Origin of the sequence: Anaerovirgula multivorans (assembly GCF_900188145.1) — a bacterium.
GTDB classification, from domain to species: domain Bacteria; phylum Bacillota; class Clostridia; order Peptostreptococcales; family Natronincolaceae; genus Anaerovirgula; species Anaerovirgula multivorans.
This window is the reverse complement of sequence record NZ_FZOJ01000010.1, coordinates 18,990-39,458: the sequence shown is the minus strand read 5'-3', so window position 1 is coordinate 39,458 and position 20,469 is coordinate 18,990. Positions and strand designations below refer to the sequence as shown.

Sequence of the window (20,469 nt, the reverse complement as noted above, 5' to 3'; positions counted from 1 at the left end):
TATTGAATATAATGATATGGAGGAAGGAGGAAAAAAATGAGACTTAAAAAAGCAACTATATTTATGCTTATTCAACTTTTGATGATGTCTTTTCTTGCTGGCACTGTAGTTTATGGATTAGAAACTCAAGTTGAGGAAGAAGAAAAAACATTAACATATACTTATGAAGAACTCCTTGAAATAGCCAAAAAAAATAGTAAAGAACTTAAGAAAAAAGCACAGGAAATAGAACGTAGTGAACTTGTAAGAAAAGAAGTGGCAGACCAGAAAAACTATACACCAACAGGTATTGGAACAGGTGAAGCAGCAGATTTACAGGAAAGATCTATTTTGCAAGGGTTGGTAAGCGCTGATATAGGCCTACAAATGAAGAAAAAACAAGTAGAAATAGAAGAAGATAGGTTGGCTTATAACCTGAAAAAAGCATTTAACAAATTAGTATTGTCTAAAAGTCAGCTGCAGCTTGATGAAAACGCCAAGGAAATCAGCCAGCTAGAGCTTAATCTAGCCAATGTACAACATAATAATGGAGCTATTGGTAGATTTGAATTAACTCAGAGGCAAAAAAGTTATCAAGAAACAGAAAAAAAACTAGATGCTTCAAAAATTTCTTTGGAAAGTGCTTATCTCGAATTAAATAATTTGACTGGATTAGATAAGAGCCTGCGCTACAATTTAGAGGTAGAAGAAAAAGAAGAAAAAGAGTTATCATCACTGGAGCATCATGTCAACAGAGTTTTATTAAACAATCCCAGCATTTGGACATTAGAACAAAATGTAAGACTTTCTGAATTAGCAGTAACTCTCCATAGCTATAATGCAGGACAGGATCCTTATAATGCTAAAAAGATTGATGTTTCTACAGCAAAGTTAGACCTTGGTAACGCTAAAGAGACGCTAGAGTATTCTTTAAGAACCTTATATCACTCAATGGAACAACTAAAGGAAGCAAAGAATATACTGGAGATCAACTTAGAAAAAGCAAAAGAAAGCCTTGAAATGACAGAGCTTAAGCTGGAATTAGGAATGGCGGTACCATTAGAAACAAAAAAAATACAAAATACAGTAACAGAATTAGAGCATCAGCTATTGGATAACAGTTTGAAATATGAAGAAACTTTAGCTGTTTACCAAAAACCATGGGTAGCAGGTAATTAAAAAAATCGGAGGTGAAATTATGTTAAATAAAAAGTTGTTTAGCATAAAAATTCGATATTTAATCATAGGTATAGTTATAGGTGTATCTATCATGTCATCGGCTTTAGTTTTTGCCAATACCCCTATAACCGCTTGGGTAGCAAGCAATATAGGCTTTTACTTCAACGATCAATTTACAGAATTACCCCAAGGCTATGATGTTATACTTCACAATGGCAGAGTCTATACCCCTGCAAGATTTGTCGCTGAAGAATTGGGTGCAGAAGTCGTATGGGATGAAGCCACAAATAGGATTTACATCAATTATGAAGAAATAGTACCAGAAGTACCTTCTGAAAAAGCGATAGATATTGATGAAGAAAAAGAAGAAAAAGAAACAGAAACAGAAACAGAAGAAACTCAAAAACGAAAAAAAAATTATCAAAAACTCCCTATCAATATAACGGCTGAGGATGGAAGAATCGCTGTAACAAGTGTATCGTTTGATAATAATGAGACAATTGTGTACATAGAAGTTGAAGGCAGAAAGAATTACCCCATACAGCTAGACCAAAGTGCAGCTAGAATAGAGACAGAGGAGGAGATCTATAGGCAAAGTGAACTACAAAGAACAGCTAATCCTGTAGATACCAAATGGTATAATGATATTAGGGACGAAGAAAGAGTTACTGGATGGATAAAATTTCCACCTATGCCTGAAGATACGAAGGAGATGACTTTGTATTTAGAAATCTTTAGAAATGATGGCAGTAAGAAAACTACAGAATTAGAACTTGATATTGCTTTATAAAAAGACTTATATATTCTCTCAAGGAGAGATGAAGAATGAAGATTTATGATGAGGGCGGGCCTGAGGCCTGCTCTATTTGTATATGCGGTGAAAACAATCTTAATGTAAAGTTATATATTAGCAAAACTTGCAAAGTATGAAAAAAAAGGTTAATATTGATTTGGAAGGTAGATTTTATAAAACGATAATAGCAATATAATGCAGTAGGGAGATTGTATTAATGAAAAAGAAAGTATTTCGCATCATGATTCTTACATTAATTTTAATTTTCACATTGAAAGCGTTTCCCATATCTTCTCTAGTAGAAGAGGCAAAGTCTATAGATGTAATGGGATTGCATGCTAAAAGTAATCTTCATAAGGACAACCAAAATTATAAGGATTGGATCCACTCACAGGCTATTAGAAATAGATTGAGTGACTTCCGAAAACATTATTATTTTGGAATGATAAGCGAGAAAATGATAGCGTATTTGCCAAAGGTAATTTCAGAAATTGGTGAACTGCGGCATTCTCTTAGAGATAGAATCGATAGAAATAAAGAAATGCTGGCGCATTATAATATTCATGTAGAAAAAGAGGCTATTCTTCTAACCTCAACAGGCAGTAAAGAGATAACAGAACTTCGAGAAGACATATCAATCGTTGTAGATGTATTTGATGATGATATAGTGGATCAAAAGAAGAAAACATTTTTAGAAGCGTATCAACCTTCTGTTATCGCGAATCTAATAGAAGGGAATTGTATAGGCTTAAGAAGTCCGCCTGCCTTTAAAGGAGCTATACATTTAGTATAACTTAACCACACTATCGAAGGATAGTGTATTTAAAGGAGGAGACTACTTTGAAATTTCATAAAAAATATGCTTTAATAGCAATCTTAATCGCTGCTATGCTACTGCAGGGCTGCAGTAAATCTTTAGCTGATGAGGGGCAAGAAATTCTAAAACCAGTAAAAGTTAAGGCAGTAGAGACAGAAAATTATTCAAAAACAATGGAAATTAGCGGGAATGTAAAACCAGCTCAATTAATTCGAACAGGTTTTAAATCAGCTGGTGTGATTGATTATATTCATGTAGAGGAAGGAGATATGGTAAGAGAAGGGCAGGTTTTGGCGGCGTTAGAAACTTATGACTATCAACTAGGGGTGGATGCGGCATTAGCACAATATGAAGCAGTGGAAAGGCAATCTGACAGTGCTATTAATTCTGGGGTAAACCAAGCCCAAGCCAGTCTAGACTTTGTTCGCACCCAATATGATAGAATGAAAAGACTCTATGAAGAAGGTGCCATTCCCAAGACTACACTAGAGGAAGTAGAAACGCAGCTGGTGGTAGCAGAAAATAAATATCAAGAGTCACTGGATGCCTATGCCATTTCTGAAGCAAAATTGAAGCAAGTTAAAACAAGCTTAGAGGTGGCAGAAACAAAATTGGGAGATACTGTTTTAAAAAGCCCTATCAATGGCACTGTCATTCAGAAACTTTTTGAAGCAGGGGAGACTGTTGCGGCAGGTTATCCGACGATTGTTTTAGGAAGATTAGATACATTAGAAGTGGAGATCGGAGTTCCAGATACATTGATCGATACGATAAAGATAGGAAAAAAAGTAGATGTCCTGATCTATGGTATTGATAAAGAGTTACAAGGCAGCATTATTAATATTGATACAATAGCAGATCAAGAGACAAGAACCTTTGGTGTGAAGGTAGAGATCGATAACAAAGACAATAGAATTCGTCCGGGGATGATTGCCAAGGTAATCATGAACACTGACAACGTCACAACCATTATGATTCCTTCAAATTGCATCATGAACGATCCTGATGGAGCGAGTATATTTGTCTATAAAGAAGAAGGGTATGTAGAGGAAAGAAGCGTAGTACTAGGAGAGGTGTTTGGCGATAAAATCGAAGTGTTAGAAGGGCTGGAGGATGGAGAAAAAATTGTAGTTGAGGGCCATTATAGGCTAATAAATGGTGATAAAGTAAAAGTGGAGGTTGTAGAATAATGACGAAATGGTGCATAGAACATCGTAGTATTGTTGCGGTATTATCTATCTTCATCTTCTTGAGCGGGATTTACGTCTACACTACAATGGAAAGACAAGAGAATCCTGAAGTTGTTTCTCCAGGCGCTATTATCAAAACCATTTATCCCGGTGCTACACCAGAAGATATTGAAAAGTTTATCGTCAAACCAATGGAAAGTAAATTTGGAGAAATACCAAATATTAAATTGATGACCTCTTATTCTTTAGACAATGTAGGTGTTATCACGATACGGTTAGAGGATTTGAGTGACGAAGAGATCGATGATACTTGGAATACATTACGCCGAAAGGTAGATGAAGTAGAACTGCCAGAACAGGCATGGCAGCCTGAAGTCGATACCGAGCTCATCGATACCTATGGGATGCTCTTTACTATAAGTGGTAATCGCTTTAGTTACAAGGAGATGAAGGAGGTTGCCGATGACCTGCAGGAAAGATTAGAAAAAATGGAAGGTGTTTCTCAAGTAGATATCGATGGATACATTGATGATGAAATACAAATCAATCTAGATCTTCTACGGATGAGGAACCTCAATATCTCCTCCGACAATATTGCTACGGTTTTAAAGGCAGGTAACGTAAATATTCCTGGAGGCAGCTTGGATCTAAGGGATACCAAGGTAGCGGTCAGTACTACAGGTGAGTACAAAACTTTAGATGATATTAAAAACACCATTGTAGGCATGTCAGAATCGGGAAATGTCATCTATTTGAAAGATGTAGCAGATGTGCATCAGGTAGAAGGAGAAAGAGATGTTTTTGTTAGCAGCGATGGGGAAAAAGCCCTATTGATCAGTTTAAAATATTCTAAAGGAGAAAACATTGTAAAGATTGGTCATGAGATAAGAGACTTCTTGGATGAATATCAAAAAAGCTTGGCAGAAGATATGCATATTGCCATTGTTACCGACCAAGCGGACTATGTAAATAGTGCTATCAAACTTTTTGAGAAGAATTTGTTATCAGCTATTTTATTGGTGGTAGCGGTTATATTAATCAGTATGGGTCTTAGAAGTGCACTAGTAGTATCTTCTGCTATCCCTATTACGGTTATGGCCACCTTTGCCTTTATGCGATTTACGGATATTGTTCTTCATCAGGTATCCATCTCTTCTTTAATCGTATGCTTAGGCCTCTTGGTAGCGAATGCTATTGTGGCTAACGACAATATGTATCTCTATTTGTCTAAGGGAATGTCAAAAAAAGAAGCCATTGTTTATGGAATCAACGAAGTGAAAATTCCAATTCTGACATCGACCTTAACAACAGTGGCCTCCTTCTTACCGCTATTGATGATGGAAGGTGTGGCGGGTAAATTTATTAAGAGCTTACCTATTATGGTGACGGTTGCGCTTTTTAGTTCTTTTATACTATCCCTCACCGTTGTGCCAGCAATGGGATATACTTTCTTAAAGGAAAAAAAAGAAGAAAAAAAGGAAAAGAAAAAGTCTGCTTTTGATGGCATTAGAAACTTCTTTTTAAAACAATACAAGTTTGTACTAAAGAGTGCGTTGAAAATGCCAATCATTACGATTTTGTTAGCGATAGCACTATTGGTTTCCAGCAGCATGGTTATACCAAGCTTAGGCGTGCAGCTTTTTCCTTTCGTAGAAAGAGACCAATATATTGTTGATGTCACGTTGGTGGAGGGAACATCTGCTGAAAAGACAAAAGAGATCATTACACAAATCGAAGATATCCTTTCAGAGGATGCTACCGTAGATAGTTTTCTTAGCAAAGTAGGAGACGGTATTCCTAAGTTTTATCCTTCTTTTTTTCCCAACCAAATTGCCAGCAACAAAGGACAATTTGTAGTGAATGGTGAAGTAGCTGGAATGGTGGACTTACAAAAAAAATTGGAAGAAACGATTATAGGCGCTAGAATTGAAGTGAAACAATTAGAAAATGCTATACCGGTGGGATTGCCTGTACAGGTAAGAGTCAGTGGTAAGGGTGTAGATACTTTGATTCTCATAGCCAATGATGTCAAGGAAATACTTTATGATGTCGAAGAGGGGCAGCATGTTCAAGACGATTACGGCTATGAAGTACTGAAGATGGTGGTGGATGTCCATCAAGATAAAGCCAGCATGGTAGGGATCAGTAATTACGACATTGCCAAAACCATCAGAATGGCTATCAATGGTCTAGAAGTTACAAAAATGCGACCAGATGATAGCGATGATGATATACCTGTTGTTTTACGGATACCAACAGAAGAAAAAAACACTGCACAGGTACTGGAAAATATATTTGTGACTTCACAAATCACTGGGAAAAATGTGCCAATTCAACAAGTTACTGATATCGGCAGTGAATTTTCCATCAGTCGTATCTTGAGGCGGGACAGAGAACGTACTATTACGATAGGGCTGTATCCAAAACCAGGGTATTCTGCTGCAGAAGTATTAAAAATTGTAGAAGAAAAAATGGAAGGCTTTGAAGTCCCACAAGACTACACCTTAGAATTCGGTGGAGAAAATGAAGATCGTACAGAAGCCTTTGAATCACTTGTAGGACCCTCTTTACTAGCTGTTGCTTTGATTTATTTGATTCTGATGTTTCAGTTTATGGATCTAAGACAGCCATTGATCATTATGGGGACCATTCCCCTATCCTTTATTGGGGTTATCTGGGGCCTTAAGATAACGGGCTACCCTCTAGGTTTTATGGCTCTCATGGGCACGGTTAGTTTGATGGGCGTCGTTGTAAACAATGGCATTGTGCTATTAGACTACATCAATGTTTTAGCAAAAACTGGCATGGACACCAAAGAAGCAGTTATAGAGGCTTGTGTTACAAGATTAAGACCTATTATGATTGGAATGGTAACTACTGTCATCGGACTAGTACCGATGGCGCTAATCGGAGGAAGTCTATGGGCACCTCTTGCTTATGCTATTATTTTTGGGCTATTGATGTCCTCAATACTGACAATGCTTGTAATTCCAGCAGCATTTATGATGTTTCATAATAAAAAGAAAAAAGATAAAGAGCAGGTAAATAATTCTTAAAAACACATAGTATCAAAAAAGGATATCCTTTCTGTGAGGATATCTTTTTTCATACTATGTCGATCATTTGTGTTGAACTAAAACTTATTAAAAAAACAATCTCTTGAAACAATAAGAAATATGCATTACTATAAGTATAGAAAGGCAAAAATACTATTTGTTACCATGAACAACTATTTAACAATAGCGTTATTCAATAAACTGCACTAATATATAACAGGAGGAAATCATGCAAAAGAAAAAAGTATTGATTATAATGTTTAGCTTGCTCGTATTGATCTTGGGGTTACTAGTTTTTCTCCCCAAGCTAAAAGTTGAAGGCACATTATTTATCAACGAAGTCATGTCCTCCAATGGGGACATCATTCGAGATGAAGATGGAGATTTTAGTGATTGGATTGAACTATACTACACAGGAGAAAAAAGGATCAACCTGCATGGCTATTATTTATCAGATAACCCCGATAATTTAACAAAATGGAGATTTCCCAAAGTGGTACTAGAACCAGGAGAGTTTTTATTAGTATGGCTGTCGGGCAAAGATAAAATAGGAGTAAGTGGAGAATTGCATACTGATTTTAGCATCAGCTCAGCGGGTGAACCCATCTTTCTCACAGCACCGAATGGAGGAACGAATATTGATACGGTGGATTCGGTAGCGATACCAAGAGATAGATCCTATGGGAGAACGGTTGATGGTGGTGGAGAATGGCAGTTTTTTGATAGACCTACGCCGGGCACTTCCAATGCTGGCACAGAAGGATACACAGCAGTACTACAGCCCCCAGTTTTTTCTAAAACAGGAGGATTCTATAAAGACAAGTTCACCTTAGAGCTTACTGCCAGTGAAGATGCTGTTATCTATTATACTTTAGACGGCTCAGAACCTACAGAAGATTCACTGCTTTATGATGGGTTCATTGAAATAGAGGAACAAATTATTTCTTCAAATAACTCCGCTCAAATCATTACAGAAGGCGCAATCCCTGAAATTCCCATATCCTTTATTCAAACCGCCAGCGACGAACTATATGAGGAATGGGGCTACAAAAGATACCGATGGTACCCTCCTGCCGGAGACTTTAAGAAGGCTATAATTGTTCGTGCAAAGGCATTTAAAGAAGGAGCGCTTCCTAGCCAGATAGCAACCCAGACCTACTTTATAGATGATCATATTGATCAGAGGTTTGATTTACCTGTTATTTCTATAACTACAGACAAAGGAAACCTCTTTGATTATGAAAAGGGTATATATATACTAGGAGAAGCTTTTGATAAATGGAGAGCTAAAAATCCTAATGAAAAGGTATTGGGCAATATACCAGCCAACTATAACCAAGAGGGAGCAGAATGGGAAAAACCTGTTCATATAGAGTTTTATGAAGCCGATGGAACCTTAGGCTTTTCACAGGAGGCAGGTCTACGGATTCATGGAGGTTTTACCAGAGCCTGGGCACAAAAAACCTTAAGAATCTATGCTAAAAGAGATTATGATCAAGAAAGTTATTTTAACTACGAAATTTTTCCAGGTCATAAAAAATCTTCAAATAATGGAACTTTACAGCAATTTAAACGTCTAATATTAAGAAACTCTGGAAACGACTGGACCTATACTTTGTTTAGAGATGGATTGATACATGAATTAGTAAAGGATTTCCGGATAGACACACAGGCCTATCGTCCAGTAGTTGTTTATATCAACGGAGAATACTGGGGCATCCACAATATACGAGAAAGATATGACAGCTATTATTTTGAAACCAATTATGATGTAGATACAAACAATCTAGTAATGATCGATATAAGAGAATTGAAAAAACTAGAAAAAGAGCAAAATGAGGATGTAGAGCATTATCTTCATATGTTAAACTTTATTGAAGAACAAGATATAAGCTTAGATAAAAACTATGAATACCTAAAAACCCTAATGGACATTGAAAACTTCATAGACTATCAAATAGCAGGTATTTATATTGCCAATACCGACTGGCTGCAGAATAATCTACAGTTTTGGCGTCTGAAAACAGATGCCTACGAGCCAGATGCTCCTTATGGCCAGGATGGAAGATGGCGATGGATGCTGTTTGATACAGATTATGGGTTTGATTTAGAGAATCAAGGAATGTACAACCACAATACATTAGATTGGGCCACTACAGATAAGGGCAGCGACAGAAACGCACCAGAATATACATTCTTATTACGTTCTCTTTTAGAAAACGAAGCATTTAGAAATCAATTCATCAATCGATTTGCAGATGTGATGAATACCAACTTTAGCTCAGAAAATGTTGACACCAAAATAAATGAAATGCAATCAGCACTAGAACATGAGATGCAATACAATATTCAACGTTGGGTTAACTTTGACAGCATCAAGGAATGGAACAACAATATTGATGTAATGAGAAACTTTGCTGAGAAACGTCCTAGAAATATGAGACAGCAAATCATGGAGCACTTTGGCATAGCCAAAACAGTAACCTTCAACATAGAGGTACCAAATATAGAAGAAGGAACAGTAAAAGTCAATACCATCACCATAGACAAGAACACTCCTGGACTGGAAAGAGACAACCATTGGAAAGGAAGTTATTTTACAGGCATACCCATAGAGGTTACAGCATTACCAAAAGAAGGCTATCGCTTTGTGGGCTGGGAAGGCAGAGAAGACGAGACGCCTACTCTCTATATCATCCCATGGGAAGATTTTATATTAAAACCCATCTTTGAAAAAATGTAGGATACAGGCTGGAGATTAGCGGAGCCGTGGGGACTGTCCATGTGGCTTGCGATTTTCAGCGAGCCAGAGGGACTGTCCCCGCGGCGTAGCGCAAGTAGGGAGAGATAACATGCTATTTTACTGGTTTAACCGTAACAAAACAATAAAAGACCTCAGAAAAAATGTCAGCCTAACAACAAAAGAACTGGCAGAAAAGCTAAATTGGCATACTAGAGAAGTAAATAAAATTGAAGAATTATCGTTAAAGGAATTACCAAAAGAAATAAGACAAGAACTTATTCCTATCTTCAGACAAGATGATTTAGGCCAATAGAGTGCAAGAGCCAAGGGGACTGTCCATGTGGCTTGCGTTTTTCAGTGAGCCAGAGGGACTGTCCCCTTGGCGGATGAGATGCTTTAGGTAATATTAACCATTAATCAAAAAAGTGTAGATAGATGCAGGATTTTAAGGAAAAATATAGAATAATAACTATAAAATGAGACTTAATTCAGAGAGAGTTTTTACTGTCGCTGAATTATAGTTGGATTTATTTCGAGGATGTAGTGCTTAGTTTCTCACTTTTATAAAAGCGAGCGTCTTAGCACTACACCGAAGGGGAATATTCAAAAAAATCTAAGGGGGATAATGAACAAATGAAAAGGATGAAAAGATCAGTCATAATCATGTTTACGCTGCTAATGTTATTGACAACCACTATGACAAGCTTTGCTGCAACCTTTGCTGATGTGGGCACAAATCACTGGGCAAGACAGCATGTTGAAAAAATGGAAGAGAAAAGTATTATTAGTGGAATGACAGAAGGAGGTAAACTTGTATTCAAACCAGAGAGCGCCGTCAGTAGAGTACAGGCGATTCACATGATATACAGAACACTAAGAGCCACCAACAAATTACAATCCACAGAGAATTTTACCAGCAAGTATCAAACCGTAATGGCTTCTTATAATATTCCTGAATGGGGCTATGAAGCAGTGTCCTATGCCTATGAGAAGGGAATTATCACTGGAGCAGAGTTAGGTAATCTCATGGTGGGAACACAACAGGTTAGTGCGACAAGACAGCAGGTGGCAGTATATCTAGGAAAAGCTATAGATGTAAATGCACAGGTTAGTTCTACATCTCCCTTGACCTTTATAGATAGGGAACTGATAGATACAGCAGCACTACCTTATGTACAGTTATTAGTAAGCAATAAAATTATTTCAGGAGACAACAACAATAAATTTAATCCTAAAAATACCATCACAAGGGCACAAATGGCCTCCATATGCTCTAAAGCATATGATGTGTTAGACACAGTAAATATCGTGGTAGAGGTACCTGTACCCGTACAAGAAGAAACCAAAACTACAACTAAATTTGGTACCATTGACTATGTAGTCATAGAAACCAACACGGTTTTCGTGCGAGATGGTGATAACATAGAAATATATCAAGTAGCAAGTAATACTGAAATAATAGTAGATGGAGTAAAAAGAGTTATCAATAGTTTATCTAAAGGGCAAGATGGAAAATTTGTTTTTGATGGAAACAATAAACTCATTAAAATTGAGATAAACGCCTCTGCAAATAAATATAAAGGTTTTATAGAATATTTAACAACAGGCGAAAGCTACAATACCATTATTGTAAGAGATGATTACAATACTACCAATAAGAGAAAAACCTTTAAGGTTTATAATAGTGATCATGTCAACATACAACTAGATGATAAAAATGCTACATTCAAAGACTTAGAGGAAGAAACACAGGTTGAAGTCATATACGATGGAGATAGGGCGTTAAAAATAGTCAGTTATTCTAATAATATGCAAGATGTTGCTGGTATACTGGAGGCTTCAGTAAATTTCGCTAAATACCCTTTTAAAATTACAGTAAGAGTAGCAAATAATGAAATAAAGGATTATGAAATTACTGAATCCGTTACTGTACGAAGAAATGGAAAGAAGGCAGATTTAGAAGACCTGGTAAGGGGAGATATAGTAAGCCTTATCGTAGAAAAAAACAATAAGATAAGCCGTATTACAGCTACCAGTACCAAGACCAGTAATAAAAAGAAAGATGAAGGTATTATTCAATCTATCGCATTTGATAGACCTAATAAAATAACAATAATAAATGAGGATGATGATGAAATAACCTATGAGGTGGACAACAATGTCAGCATTTACCTTGATGACACCAGATCAACTATTTATGATTTAAGGATAGGTCATAATATAGAAATTGAAGTTCAAGGTAATGTAATCACTGAAATCGAAGGGAAGAAAACAACAGCAGGAAATAGGATTACAGGAGAAATAGTAAGTATCTACGATAACATTGACAGAATTATAGTGAGGATTTATGATAGCTCTACAAGAAAATATGATGAAATATCCGTATATATAAACAAGGACACCACCATATATACAGACGACGGTAAGGAAAGAGAGTTAAGATATTTGGCAAGAAAGGATGAAGTGTTTATTTATGGAAGTTATGAACATGACGTGTTTGTAGCTACAAAAATCATGGTGATCAATGATTAAATAAAATACTTGCAATATTCAGTGGAGAGGAGCAATCTTCTCCACTTCTTGTATGTATGCCAAAATATATCATAATTTTACAAGAATTAGTATATTATTATTTCTTACATTTATTGATTTAATAAAGAAACTTTTATACAATGGTAAGGGGAATACTACATACTTTTTTAATGATACGACAAATAAAGTAAATTTCAGAAAAAAATGAAGGAATTTATAAATTTATGTAGAATCTATTTATGTTTTCCAAAATATTCCTTAAAACTAACACCGATCAAAAGAGGAGCTGAAATAGAATGGAAATGGAAGAAATAAGCTTGAGGGAACTCATAGAGACTTTATTAAAAAGAAAGACACTCATTATTGGGATAACCATAGTATCTATATTAATGGCTGGAATTGTAAGTTTTTTTATGCTAGATCCCGTATACGAGACAAGAATGGTGTTAATGGCATCTCATTATGCTGACAGATTGCAGTCTACTCAAATACAAGGAGAAGGAATTGACAACATATTGAGCTCACTATCAAAGCTTCCCGCTATGACATTAGAGACCTACCGTGAGCAGATAAAAGCTCCTAGAATCATGAGAGCTACGATAGCGGATTTAGGGTTAGAAGAAGAATATGATATTGAAAACTTAGCAGATGCTATAACACTTGAAACCACAAAAGATACCAATCTAATCACCATCAAAATGCAGCATGCGGATCCAGAAAGAGCTGCAGAGATTGTTAATAAGGTAGGAGAAAACTTCGTAACCTTTGTATCTGATAAGGCGAAAGAGCATGCCACCACCTCTTCAAAATACGTGGAGACACAAATGGAGATTGAAAAGGAAAAACTGGAAGAGTCTTTAGAAGAATTAAAGGAATTTTTATCTCAACCAAGAGGAGTTTCTGAGCTAGAGAAGGAGTTAGAAGCTAGACTAGAACAAATAACGTCATATAAGACAAGGTTAACCGACCTACAGATCCGACAAGAAGCTCTTAAGGCAGCTATTCCTGTAGCAGAAAGAGAATCAAAGGATACCAACAAAATCATCTTACAAAATCAATCGGGTAGTCAATCTAGTAATGGAATGCAGTTGATCATAGAAGATTCAGCAACCCTGCTAAAAATTGAACTAGCAGAGGTAGAAGCAAATATCGGTAGTGTTAACACACAAATGGCTATGATTCAACAACAAATTGAAGAATTGCAGGTAGAGTTACAGGATAAAAAGCATCAAGAGAGACTAATCAATCAAAAAGTGGACATAGCTGAAAACACTTACGATGCTTTTGTAAAGAAATATGAAGAACTAAGAGTAACTGAATCCTCACAAATAGGTGAAGCTACGATTACTATCATATCAAGAGCCTTTGCAACTACGCGACCTGTAGGACCTAGAAAAGCATTAAACGTAGCCATAGCAGCAGTATTGGGGGCAATGATAGGCGTATTCGCTGCCTTCTTCATAGAATACTGGCAGACATCAGGAAAAGAAAAAGCCATGTAGGGACGGGTTTCCATGCCCGCCCCAAGGCTTAGGAGCGGAGCCATGGGGCCTAGCGGAGCCAAGGGGACTGTCCATCTGGCTCACGTTTCCCAGTGAGCTCGAGGGACTGTCCCCTTGGCGTAGCGTGGATCATCCTAAAAAGCATTTCACATTAATTTTACACTTCAAATTTTAAGTACCTTTAGGAGTTGTTAACATTGAAAGCAAAAGAACTTAAGAAAAAAAATAAATCCATTGAAAATAAATTACCTTCACAAGCAAAAGGAAAAGGCATGATAGTTTTTGCTTTATTATGCATCCTATTATTCTATCCTCCCTTTTTCAAGGGCTTGTTTTTTGAGAAAGAAATATTATTCACCCATATTCTTTCCTTTGGGTTATTTATTATTTACTTAACCAATAAGATTACCAAAGGAGAAAAAATCACATTTAACAGTCCCTTTGACTATATAGGTGTATTTTTTATCATAGCCTACCTCTTTCCTATTGTTTTTAAACAATGGGCAAACTTAAGGGATGCTATCGGAGTCACACTAAGATATGCTAACTTCTTTGTCGTGTATCTGATGGTGAAAGAGTACGCTCAGGAAGAAAAGTACAAAAACTGGATACTAGATGTATTTATAACAAGCGGTGTTGGAACTGCTATCATTGGGCTGTTAGGAGCAGCAGGATACGTTAAACTACAGGATGTAGTGCTAGGAAATCGTATATCCTCTACCTTTCAATACCCTAACACACTGGCAGCTTTTCTTATGACCTTGTTTTTTATAACGACAGGAAAGCAAGCTCTAGAAGAAAAACTATGGAAGAAAAACCTCTATGCTGCAGCAGGATTTATCATGGTATTTACCTTTATTTTCACCTATTCTAGAACAGCATGGGTGCTTTTCCCTATTTTCGCTATTCTCTATTTAGGGATTATTCCATCTGCGATGAGAATAAAGACTATATTCTATTATATAGCGGTTGGTTTACCAAGTCTGTTATTACTTCAACCATTCACCAACTATACATCCAACATAGAAGAGAAAAGTCCTAGGGCAGTTTTAGTAGTAGTTATAGGTATAGCTATGTTTTTAGGGATTTACACAGGACTTCAATTCGTGATACAAAAACTTGAAAATAAGCACTTGAAAAAGATCTATATAGGTTTAGCATCTATTGTAGTTATTTTTGCTATCCTTATAACAACAGCTTTCAATATGACGAAACCACTAACCTTTGACAATACCAATGTTACAGAAGATAGACATAACCAAATTCACAGAATTATTAGAAACGTAGAAGCCAATCAAGACTATAATTTACAAATAGATGTAGATGCCATTAGCGATGAAGAAGGTCAATGGCCCTGGAGGATCAAGGTCTATGGCTTTGATGGTGAGGGACAACAACATACCCTTTTAACCAGGAATGGAGAAAATGAGGAAAACGGCAAAATTCTCATTCCTTTCACCACCAATGAAGATACAGAAAAATTAGCCATATACTTTGATAATGTATACCCGGGCACCAAAGTCACTTTTAATGAAGCAAGGTTATTAACAGATTTAGAAGAATTGGTGAAAGATATCAAACTAAGTTATCAATTTATTCCTGAAAACATAATCAGTCGAATTAATGTACTAGATTTAAATCAGCAAAGCTTTACTACACGAACAGCCTATTATAGAGATAGCTTTACTATATTTAAAAGCTACCCTATCTTTGGTGCTGGTGGAGGAGCTTGGAATGGACTTTATACTAAGTATCAGTCAGAGCCTTACTTTAGTACTGAAGCCCATAATTATTTTTTACAAACCTTAGTGGAGCTAGGGATAGCAGGAGTATTATTAATGATAGGATTGTTAGGAACCATCCTTGCTTTATTTATCCTGTTGATAAAAAAGAAAGACTTAATGCAGATGACAATTTTATTTGGGGTATTATCTTTGTTAACCCATAGTGCCTTAGACTTTAACTTCTCTTACTTGTCTATACCTCTATTGATGTGGGGATTGATAGCGTTAGTAGATGTAGAATCAATAAAAGACATCAATAAAACAATAAAAAATAAGTTTAATAAACAAATACATTCTCTAATACCACTAGTATTGATACTACCCTTAATTTTCATCGCCGTTTCTTTTTACGGAGGACATCAATCAGCAGCCAGTGGGATACGGGTGATACAGCAAGAAGGAGACTTTGAAAAGGGCTATGCACTGTTAGAAAATGCTATCACAAGAGATCCTTTTAACAAAGACTTCCGAGCTGATATCGCACAGCTGCAAATCATGGTAGGAGAACAGAATCAAGAGCAGGTATGGTTCCAAATGGCAGAAGAAAATTTACAGGCAGCCATGAAATATGTTCCTTACAATGATAATATATTGCAACAAATAGGACAGGTTTATTTATCCTATGGAGAATTTGATAGAGGGTTTGAATATATAGAGAAAATGATAGAAGTCGCTCCTATGAGACCTACTAACTATGAAGCTAAAGTTAGTGCTTATACAACTGTAGGCAATCATTATCTTGATGTAGGAGAAAAGGGTAAGGCAGTGGAGATGTTTGAGAAGGCTGTGAGCATAGTAGAAGATGTGAAGGCAGTTAATGTTGAGGAAGAAAGAACAATTGTTTTAAATCAAGAGACAATGGACGGTATTTTTAAAGCGAGGTATGTTTTAGAGAATATAGATGATAAAGATAAATTGGCGAAGTTAGAGGATATGGTTTATATTTCTTATCCGGATTTGGATGTTGATGGAGATGGCATAAGTGATGGGTGGAGGATTTCTCAGCCAATGGGAGGAAATATTATAGTAGAAATAACAGAAAGTGGTCTTCTTATTACTAATGATGGAGAAGCAGCAGGAATGCTTATTTCACAACAAATGAATTTAGAACCCTCTAGGACCTATGGTATCAGCATGCAAGTTAGTGGTGACACAGAAGATAACTACATGTCATTTCGTATCATAAGTAGGAATGGAAAATCTATGCAATTTTATCAAAGCCCCCTAGGACAGGCTATAAAGGATAATACCTATAGCTTCACCTTTGAGACAACGGAAGATATAGGATCAGGAGCTCAAGAGATAAGATTTTATCACGACGGAAACACAGATAAAGCCTTTACAGTTCGCAAAGTAATTATCTATGAAGTATATTAAAATATCATAAACTAATGAAATGAAAGCCTCAGAATATATTGACAAATTATTGATATAATTATATACTAAATCTACAACGTTCAATATTTGAACGCTGTAGATTTAAAAACAAGGTGGGACTATGGATAAAGAATACATTATATTAGAAAAAATTAATGAAAATCAAAATATATCCCAAAGACAATTGGCACAAAAGACAGGGCTTTCTTTAGGAAGTATAAATATACTATTAAAAAAAATGATTAAAGAAGGTCTTATAAAAGTAGAAAATATACCAGCTAATAGGGTGGCTTATATGCTAACTCCTAAGGGCATGGTGGAAAAGGCAAATAAGACATATACGTACATAAAGCATCATTATACGGTAATACATGAGACAAAGGAAAAGATAAAAAACGTATTATATAATCAACTAGAAGAATTACAAGATGAAGAAAAGTTATACATAGTATTTAAAGATGATGAAATAAGTCAATTGACTAAAACATCTATTACAGAACTAGAATTACACTTCAAAGAAAATATTATATCTATTGATGAAAAAATGAATCAATTGAAATATAATAAAGGACTCTTAATTGTATCGAATGATAGAGATTATGAGAAATATCAGAGCTTAGGTTATAGAGTAATGAATATATTAGAAAAATTATAGAAATTGACTAAATGGAGTTAAGTAGCATGGGAGGGGAATGTATGGAGGTTTATCCGGTTATTAAACGTGTTTTAGATTTTGTTTTATCTCTTATAGCAATACTTATACTTTCGCCAGTCTTTTTAATTTTAGCAGTCGTTATAAAAATAGACTCAAAAGGACCAATATTCTTCAAACAAAAACGTATAGGTAAGAATAAGACACATTTCTATATATTAAAGTTTAGAACTATGAGAACTGATACACCTAAGGATATGCCAACCCACATGTTACAGAATCCTGAAGTTTTTATCACTAAGGTTGGTAAGTTTCTTAGAAAGACAAGTCTTGATGAGCTTCCGCAAGTGCTTAATATCTTAAAAGGTGAGATGAGTATAATTGGTCCAAGACCAGCTCTTTGGAATCAGTATGATTTAATAAAAAAAAGAGATAAATATGGTGCAAATGACATATTTCCAGGTCTTACTGGGTGGGCACAAATTAATGGTAGAGATGAATTACCAATAGATGTTAAAGCAAAATTTGACGGGGAATATGTTGAAAGAATGAGCTTGGTCTTTGATATGAAAGTGTTTTTAAAGACGGTCTTTAGTGTGATTAAAAGTGAAGGTGTTAAAGAAGGAGAGCAAAAGACTACTTCAAAATAGCCATAAACTAGCTTTGTTAGAAAGTTATAGTATGTTTTGTCTATTAAGGTTTATATTTTTAAAAGATAAATTTAATCTATAAAGCGCTTAGAAAATCATGTATTTATAGAGTAATGTTTTTCTAAATAACAATTTATTATAGTAGAAAATTATTTGGAATTGTGCATAAGATACTTTAATACATTTAAAAAAGCAAAATTGAGTATTGAGTTATAAAACGCAAAAAAGGATGTGGGAAATTGAAAACTTATTTAATAACTGGTGGGGCAGGATTTATTGGATCAAATTTTATACAATATATGTTTCGAAAATATGATAAAGATATAAAAATTATCAATGCAGATTGTTTAACCTATGCAGGTAATCTAGAAAACCTAAAAGGCGTTGAAGATAGAAGGAATTATATTTTTGAAAGAGTGGATATTACTAATAGGGATGATATAGATACTATATTTTCGCAACATGAAATAGATTGTGTAGTACACTTTGCGGCAGAAAGTCATGTGGATCGCAGCATTAAAAGTCCAGAAGCGTTTGTAAAAACCAATGTGTTAGGCACACAAATTTTACTAGATATAGCAAAAAAATACTGGGAAGACAAAGGCGAGTTCAAAGAAGGAAAAAAGTTTATACAAATTTCAACTGATGAAGTCTATGGTTCACTAGAAGAAAACGGTTATTTTACAGAAAATACTCCTGTAGACCCCCATAGCCCTTATTCTGCTAGTAAAGCAGCAGCAGATATGTTGGTAAAGGCGTATTATGACACTTATAAAATGCCTGTAAATATTACAAGATGTTCTAATAATTACGGAGCTTATCAGTTCCCAGAAAAGTTGATTCCTTTGATGATTAATAATGCCTTAGAAGGAGAGGATTTGCCTATTTATGGTGATGGAAAAAATATACGAGACTGGCTATATGTAGACGATCATTGTAAAGCAATTGATTTAGTAATAAAACAAGGAAAAATAGGAGAAGTTTATAATATTGGTGGACATAATGAAAAACAGAATATAGATATTGTGAAAATTATCATTAATGCATTAAGAAATTTATTATCTGATGATGACTACCGAAAAGAACATATTAATGAAAATCTTATCAAGTATGTAAAAGATAGGAAAGGACATGATAGAAGGTATGCCATTGATCCTACAAAAATAAAGAACCAATTAGATTGGGAACCAGAAACAAAGTTTGAAGAAGGTATTAATTATACTATTAGATGGTATTTAGATAACGGAGAATGGATGAACAACGTAACTTCTGGTGAATATCAAAAGTATTATACTGAAATGTATGTAGAAGGGGTGTAAAATATGAAAGGAATCATATTAGCAGGAGGCTCTGGTACTAGACTATACCCTTTAACAAAAGCTCTATCAAAACAAATGCTACCTATTTATGATAAACCCATGATTTATTATCCTCTATCTGTATTAATGTTAGCGAATATAAAAGATATATTAATTATATCTACACCAAGGGATATTTCGACGTTCAAAGAGTTATTTGGAACAGGAGAGCAATTAGGATTAAATCTAACCTATGCCGTACAAGAAACTCCTAGAGGATTAGCTGATGCCTTTATTATAGGAGAAGAATTTATAGGAAACGACAGAGTAGCGATGATATTGGGAGATAATATATTTTATGGACAAAACCTTGTTCAAACACTTAAAAGTGTAAGTGAAAGAGAAAAAGGTGCAACAATATTTGGTTATTATGTAAGAGATCCGAGAACCTATGGAGTGGTAGAAATAGATAAAGAAGGAAATGCAATTTCTATAGAAGAAAAGCCAGCTAATCCTAAATCTAATTATGCAGTACCGGGGTTATATTTTTACGATAACGAGGTTATTGACATCGCTAAAAATGTGAAACCTTCAGTAAGGGGAGAAATAGAAATAACTGCGATAAACAAAGAATATATGAGTCGTAATAATTTAAAGGTAGAATTATTAGGCAGAGGGATGGCCTGGTTAGACACAGGAACACACGATGGTTTGTTGGAAGCAAGCAACTATGTAGAGGCAGTTCAAAAAAGACAAGGTTTATATATTGCATGTATTGAGGAAATATCCTATCGAAAAAAATTCATTGATAAACAACAGTTAATTAATCTCGCCAATAGCATGAATAAAACAGAGTACGGAGAATATTTGCTTTATGTAGCAGAGAGTTTTCAATAAGATATAGGTGGAGGAACAAT

At 35.3% G+C, this 20,469-nt stretch carries 14 protein-coding genes; all 14 read left to right on the top strand.

The features are described from left to right. Nucleotides 1-36 precede the first annotated feature (36 nt). Nucleotides 37-1,158, top strand: a complete 1,122-nt coding sequence (locus CHB72_RS11770; protein WP_089283074.1) for a TolC family protein — start codon at nucleotides 37-39, stop codon at nucleotides 1,156-1,158. Nucleotides 1,159-1,177: 19 nt separating this feature from the next. Further along, nucleotides 1,178-1,948, top strand: coding sequence for a stalk domain-containing protein (locus CHB72_RS11765; RefSeq protein WP_089283073.1), 771 nt, complete (start codon nucleotides 1,178-1,180; stop codon nucleotides 1,946-1,948). 220 nt (nucleotides 1,949-2,168) lie between these two features. Beyond that, the gene (locus CHB72_RS11760; protein WP_089283072.1) at nucleotides 2,169-2,744 is read left to right on the top strand and encodes a hypothetical protein; all 576 of its coding nucleotides are present in this window, start codon (nucleotides 2,169-2,171) and stop codon (nucleotides 2,742-2,744) included. 47 nt (nucleotides 2,745-2,791) lie between these two features. Further along, nucleotides 2,792-3,958, top strand: coding sequence for an efflux RND transporter periplasmic adaptor subunit (locus CHB72_RS11755; protein ID WP_089283071.1), 1,167 nt, complete (start codon nucleotides 2,792-2,794; stop codon nucleotides 3,956-3,958). Beyond that, nucleotides 3,958-7,014 (top strand): efflux RND transporter permease subunit, encoded by a 3,057-nt coding sequence (locus CHB72_RS11750; RefSeq protein ID WP_089283070.1) that lies wholly within the window; start codon nucleotides 3,958-3,960, stop codon nucleotides 7,012-7,014. Before CHB72_RS11755 ends, CHB72_RS11750 begins: the two co-directional genes overlap by 1 nt. A gap of 229 nt (nucleotides 7,015-7,243) precedes the next feature. Beyond that, entirely contained in the window at nucleotides 7,244-9,757 is a 2,514-nt protein-coding gene (locus tag CHB72_RS11745; RefSeq protein ID WP_089283069.1) for a CotH kinase family protein, read from the top strand. Between the two features lie 109 nt (nucleotides 9,758-9,866). After that, a complete protein-coding gene (locus CHB72_RS11740; protein ID WP_089283068.1) occupies nucleotides 9,867-10,070 on the top strand; it encodes a hypothetical protein in 204 nt (67 codons plus the stop codon). Between the two features lie 320 nt (nucleotides 10,071-10,390). After that, the gene (locus CHB72_RS11735; RefSeq protein ID WP_089283067.1) at nucleotides 10,391-12,289 is read left to right on the top strand and encodes an S-layer homology domain-containing protein; all 1,899 of its coding nucleotides are present in this window, start codon (nucleotides 10,391-10,393) and stop codon (nucleotides 12,287-12,289) included. A gap of 296 nt (nucleotides 12,290-12,585) precedes the next feature. Beyond that, nucleotides 12,586-13,791 carry a GumC family protein gene (locus tag CHB72_RS11730; protein ID WP_089283066.1) on the top strand — a complete coding sequence of 402 codons (1,206 nt, stop codon included), beginning with the start codon at nucleotides 12,586-12,588 and terminating at the stop codon, nucleotides 13,789-13,791. Nucleotides 13,792-13,988: 197 nt separating this feature from the next. Then, nucleotides 13,989-16,952 (top strand): O-antigen ligase family protein, encoded by a 2,964-nt coding sequence (locus CHB72_RS11725; RefSeq protein WP_089283065.1) that lies wholly within the window; start codon nucleotides 13,989-13,991, stop codon nucleotides 16,950-16,952. Between the two features lie 121 nt (nucleotides 16,953-17,073). Beyond that, a complete protein-coding gene (locus CHB72_RS11720) occupies nucleotides 17,074-17,607 on the top strand; it encodes a winged helix-turn-helix transcriptional regulator (protein WP_089283064.1) in 534 nt (177 codons plus the stop codon). Between the two features lie 41 nt (nucleotides 17,608-17,648). After that, nucleotides 17,649-18,254, top strand: a complete 606-nt coding sequence (locus tag CHB72_RS11715; protein WP_089283063.1) for a sugar transferase — start codon at nucleotides 17,649-17,651, stop codon at nucleotides 18,252-18,254. A 239-nt stretch (nucleotides 18,255-18,493) separates the two neighbouring features. Then, on the top strand, nucleotides 18,494-19,573 hold the full coding sequence (gene rfbB, locus CHB72_RS11710; protein ID WP_089283062.1) for a dTDP-glucose 4,6-dehydratase: 1,080 nt from the start codon (nucleotides 18,494-18,496) through the stop codon (nucleotides 19,571-19,573). A gap of 3 nt (nucleotides 19,574-19,576) precedes the next feature. Next, the gene (gene rfbA / locus CHB72_RS11705; RefSeq protein ID WP_089283061.1) at nucleotides 19,577-20,449 is read left to right on the top strand and encodes a glucose-1-phosphate thymidylyltransferase RfbA; all 873 of its coding nucleotides are present in this window, start codon (nucleotides 19,577-19,579) and stop codon (nucleotides 20,447-20,449) included. Nucleotides 20,450-20,469 lie beyond the last annotated feature (20 nt).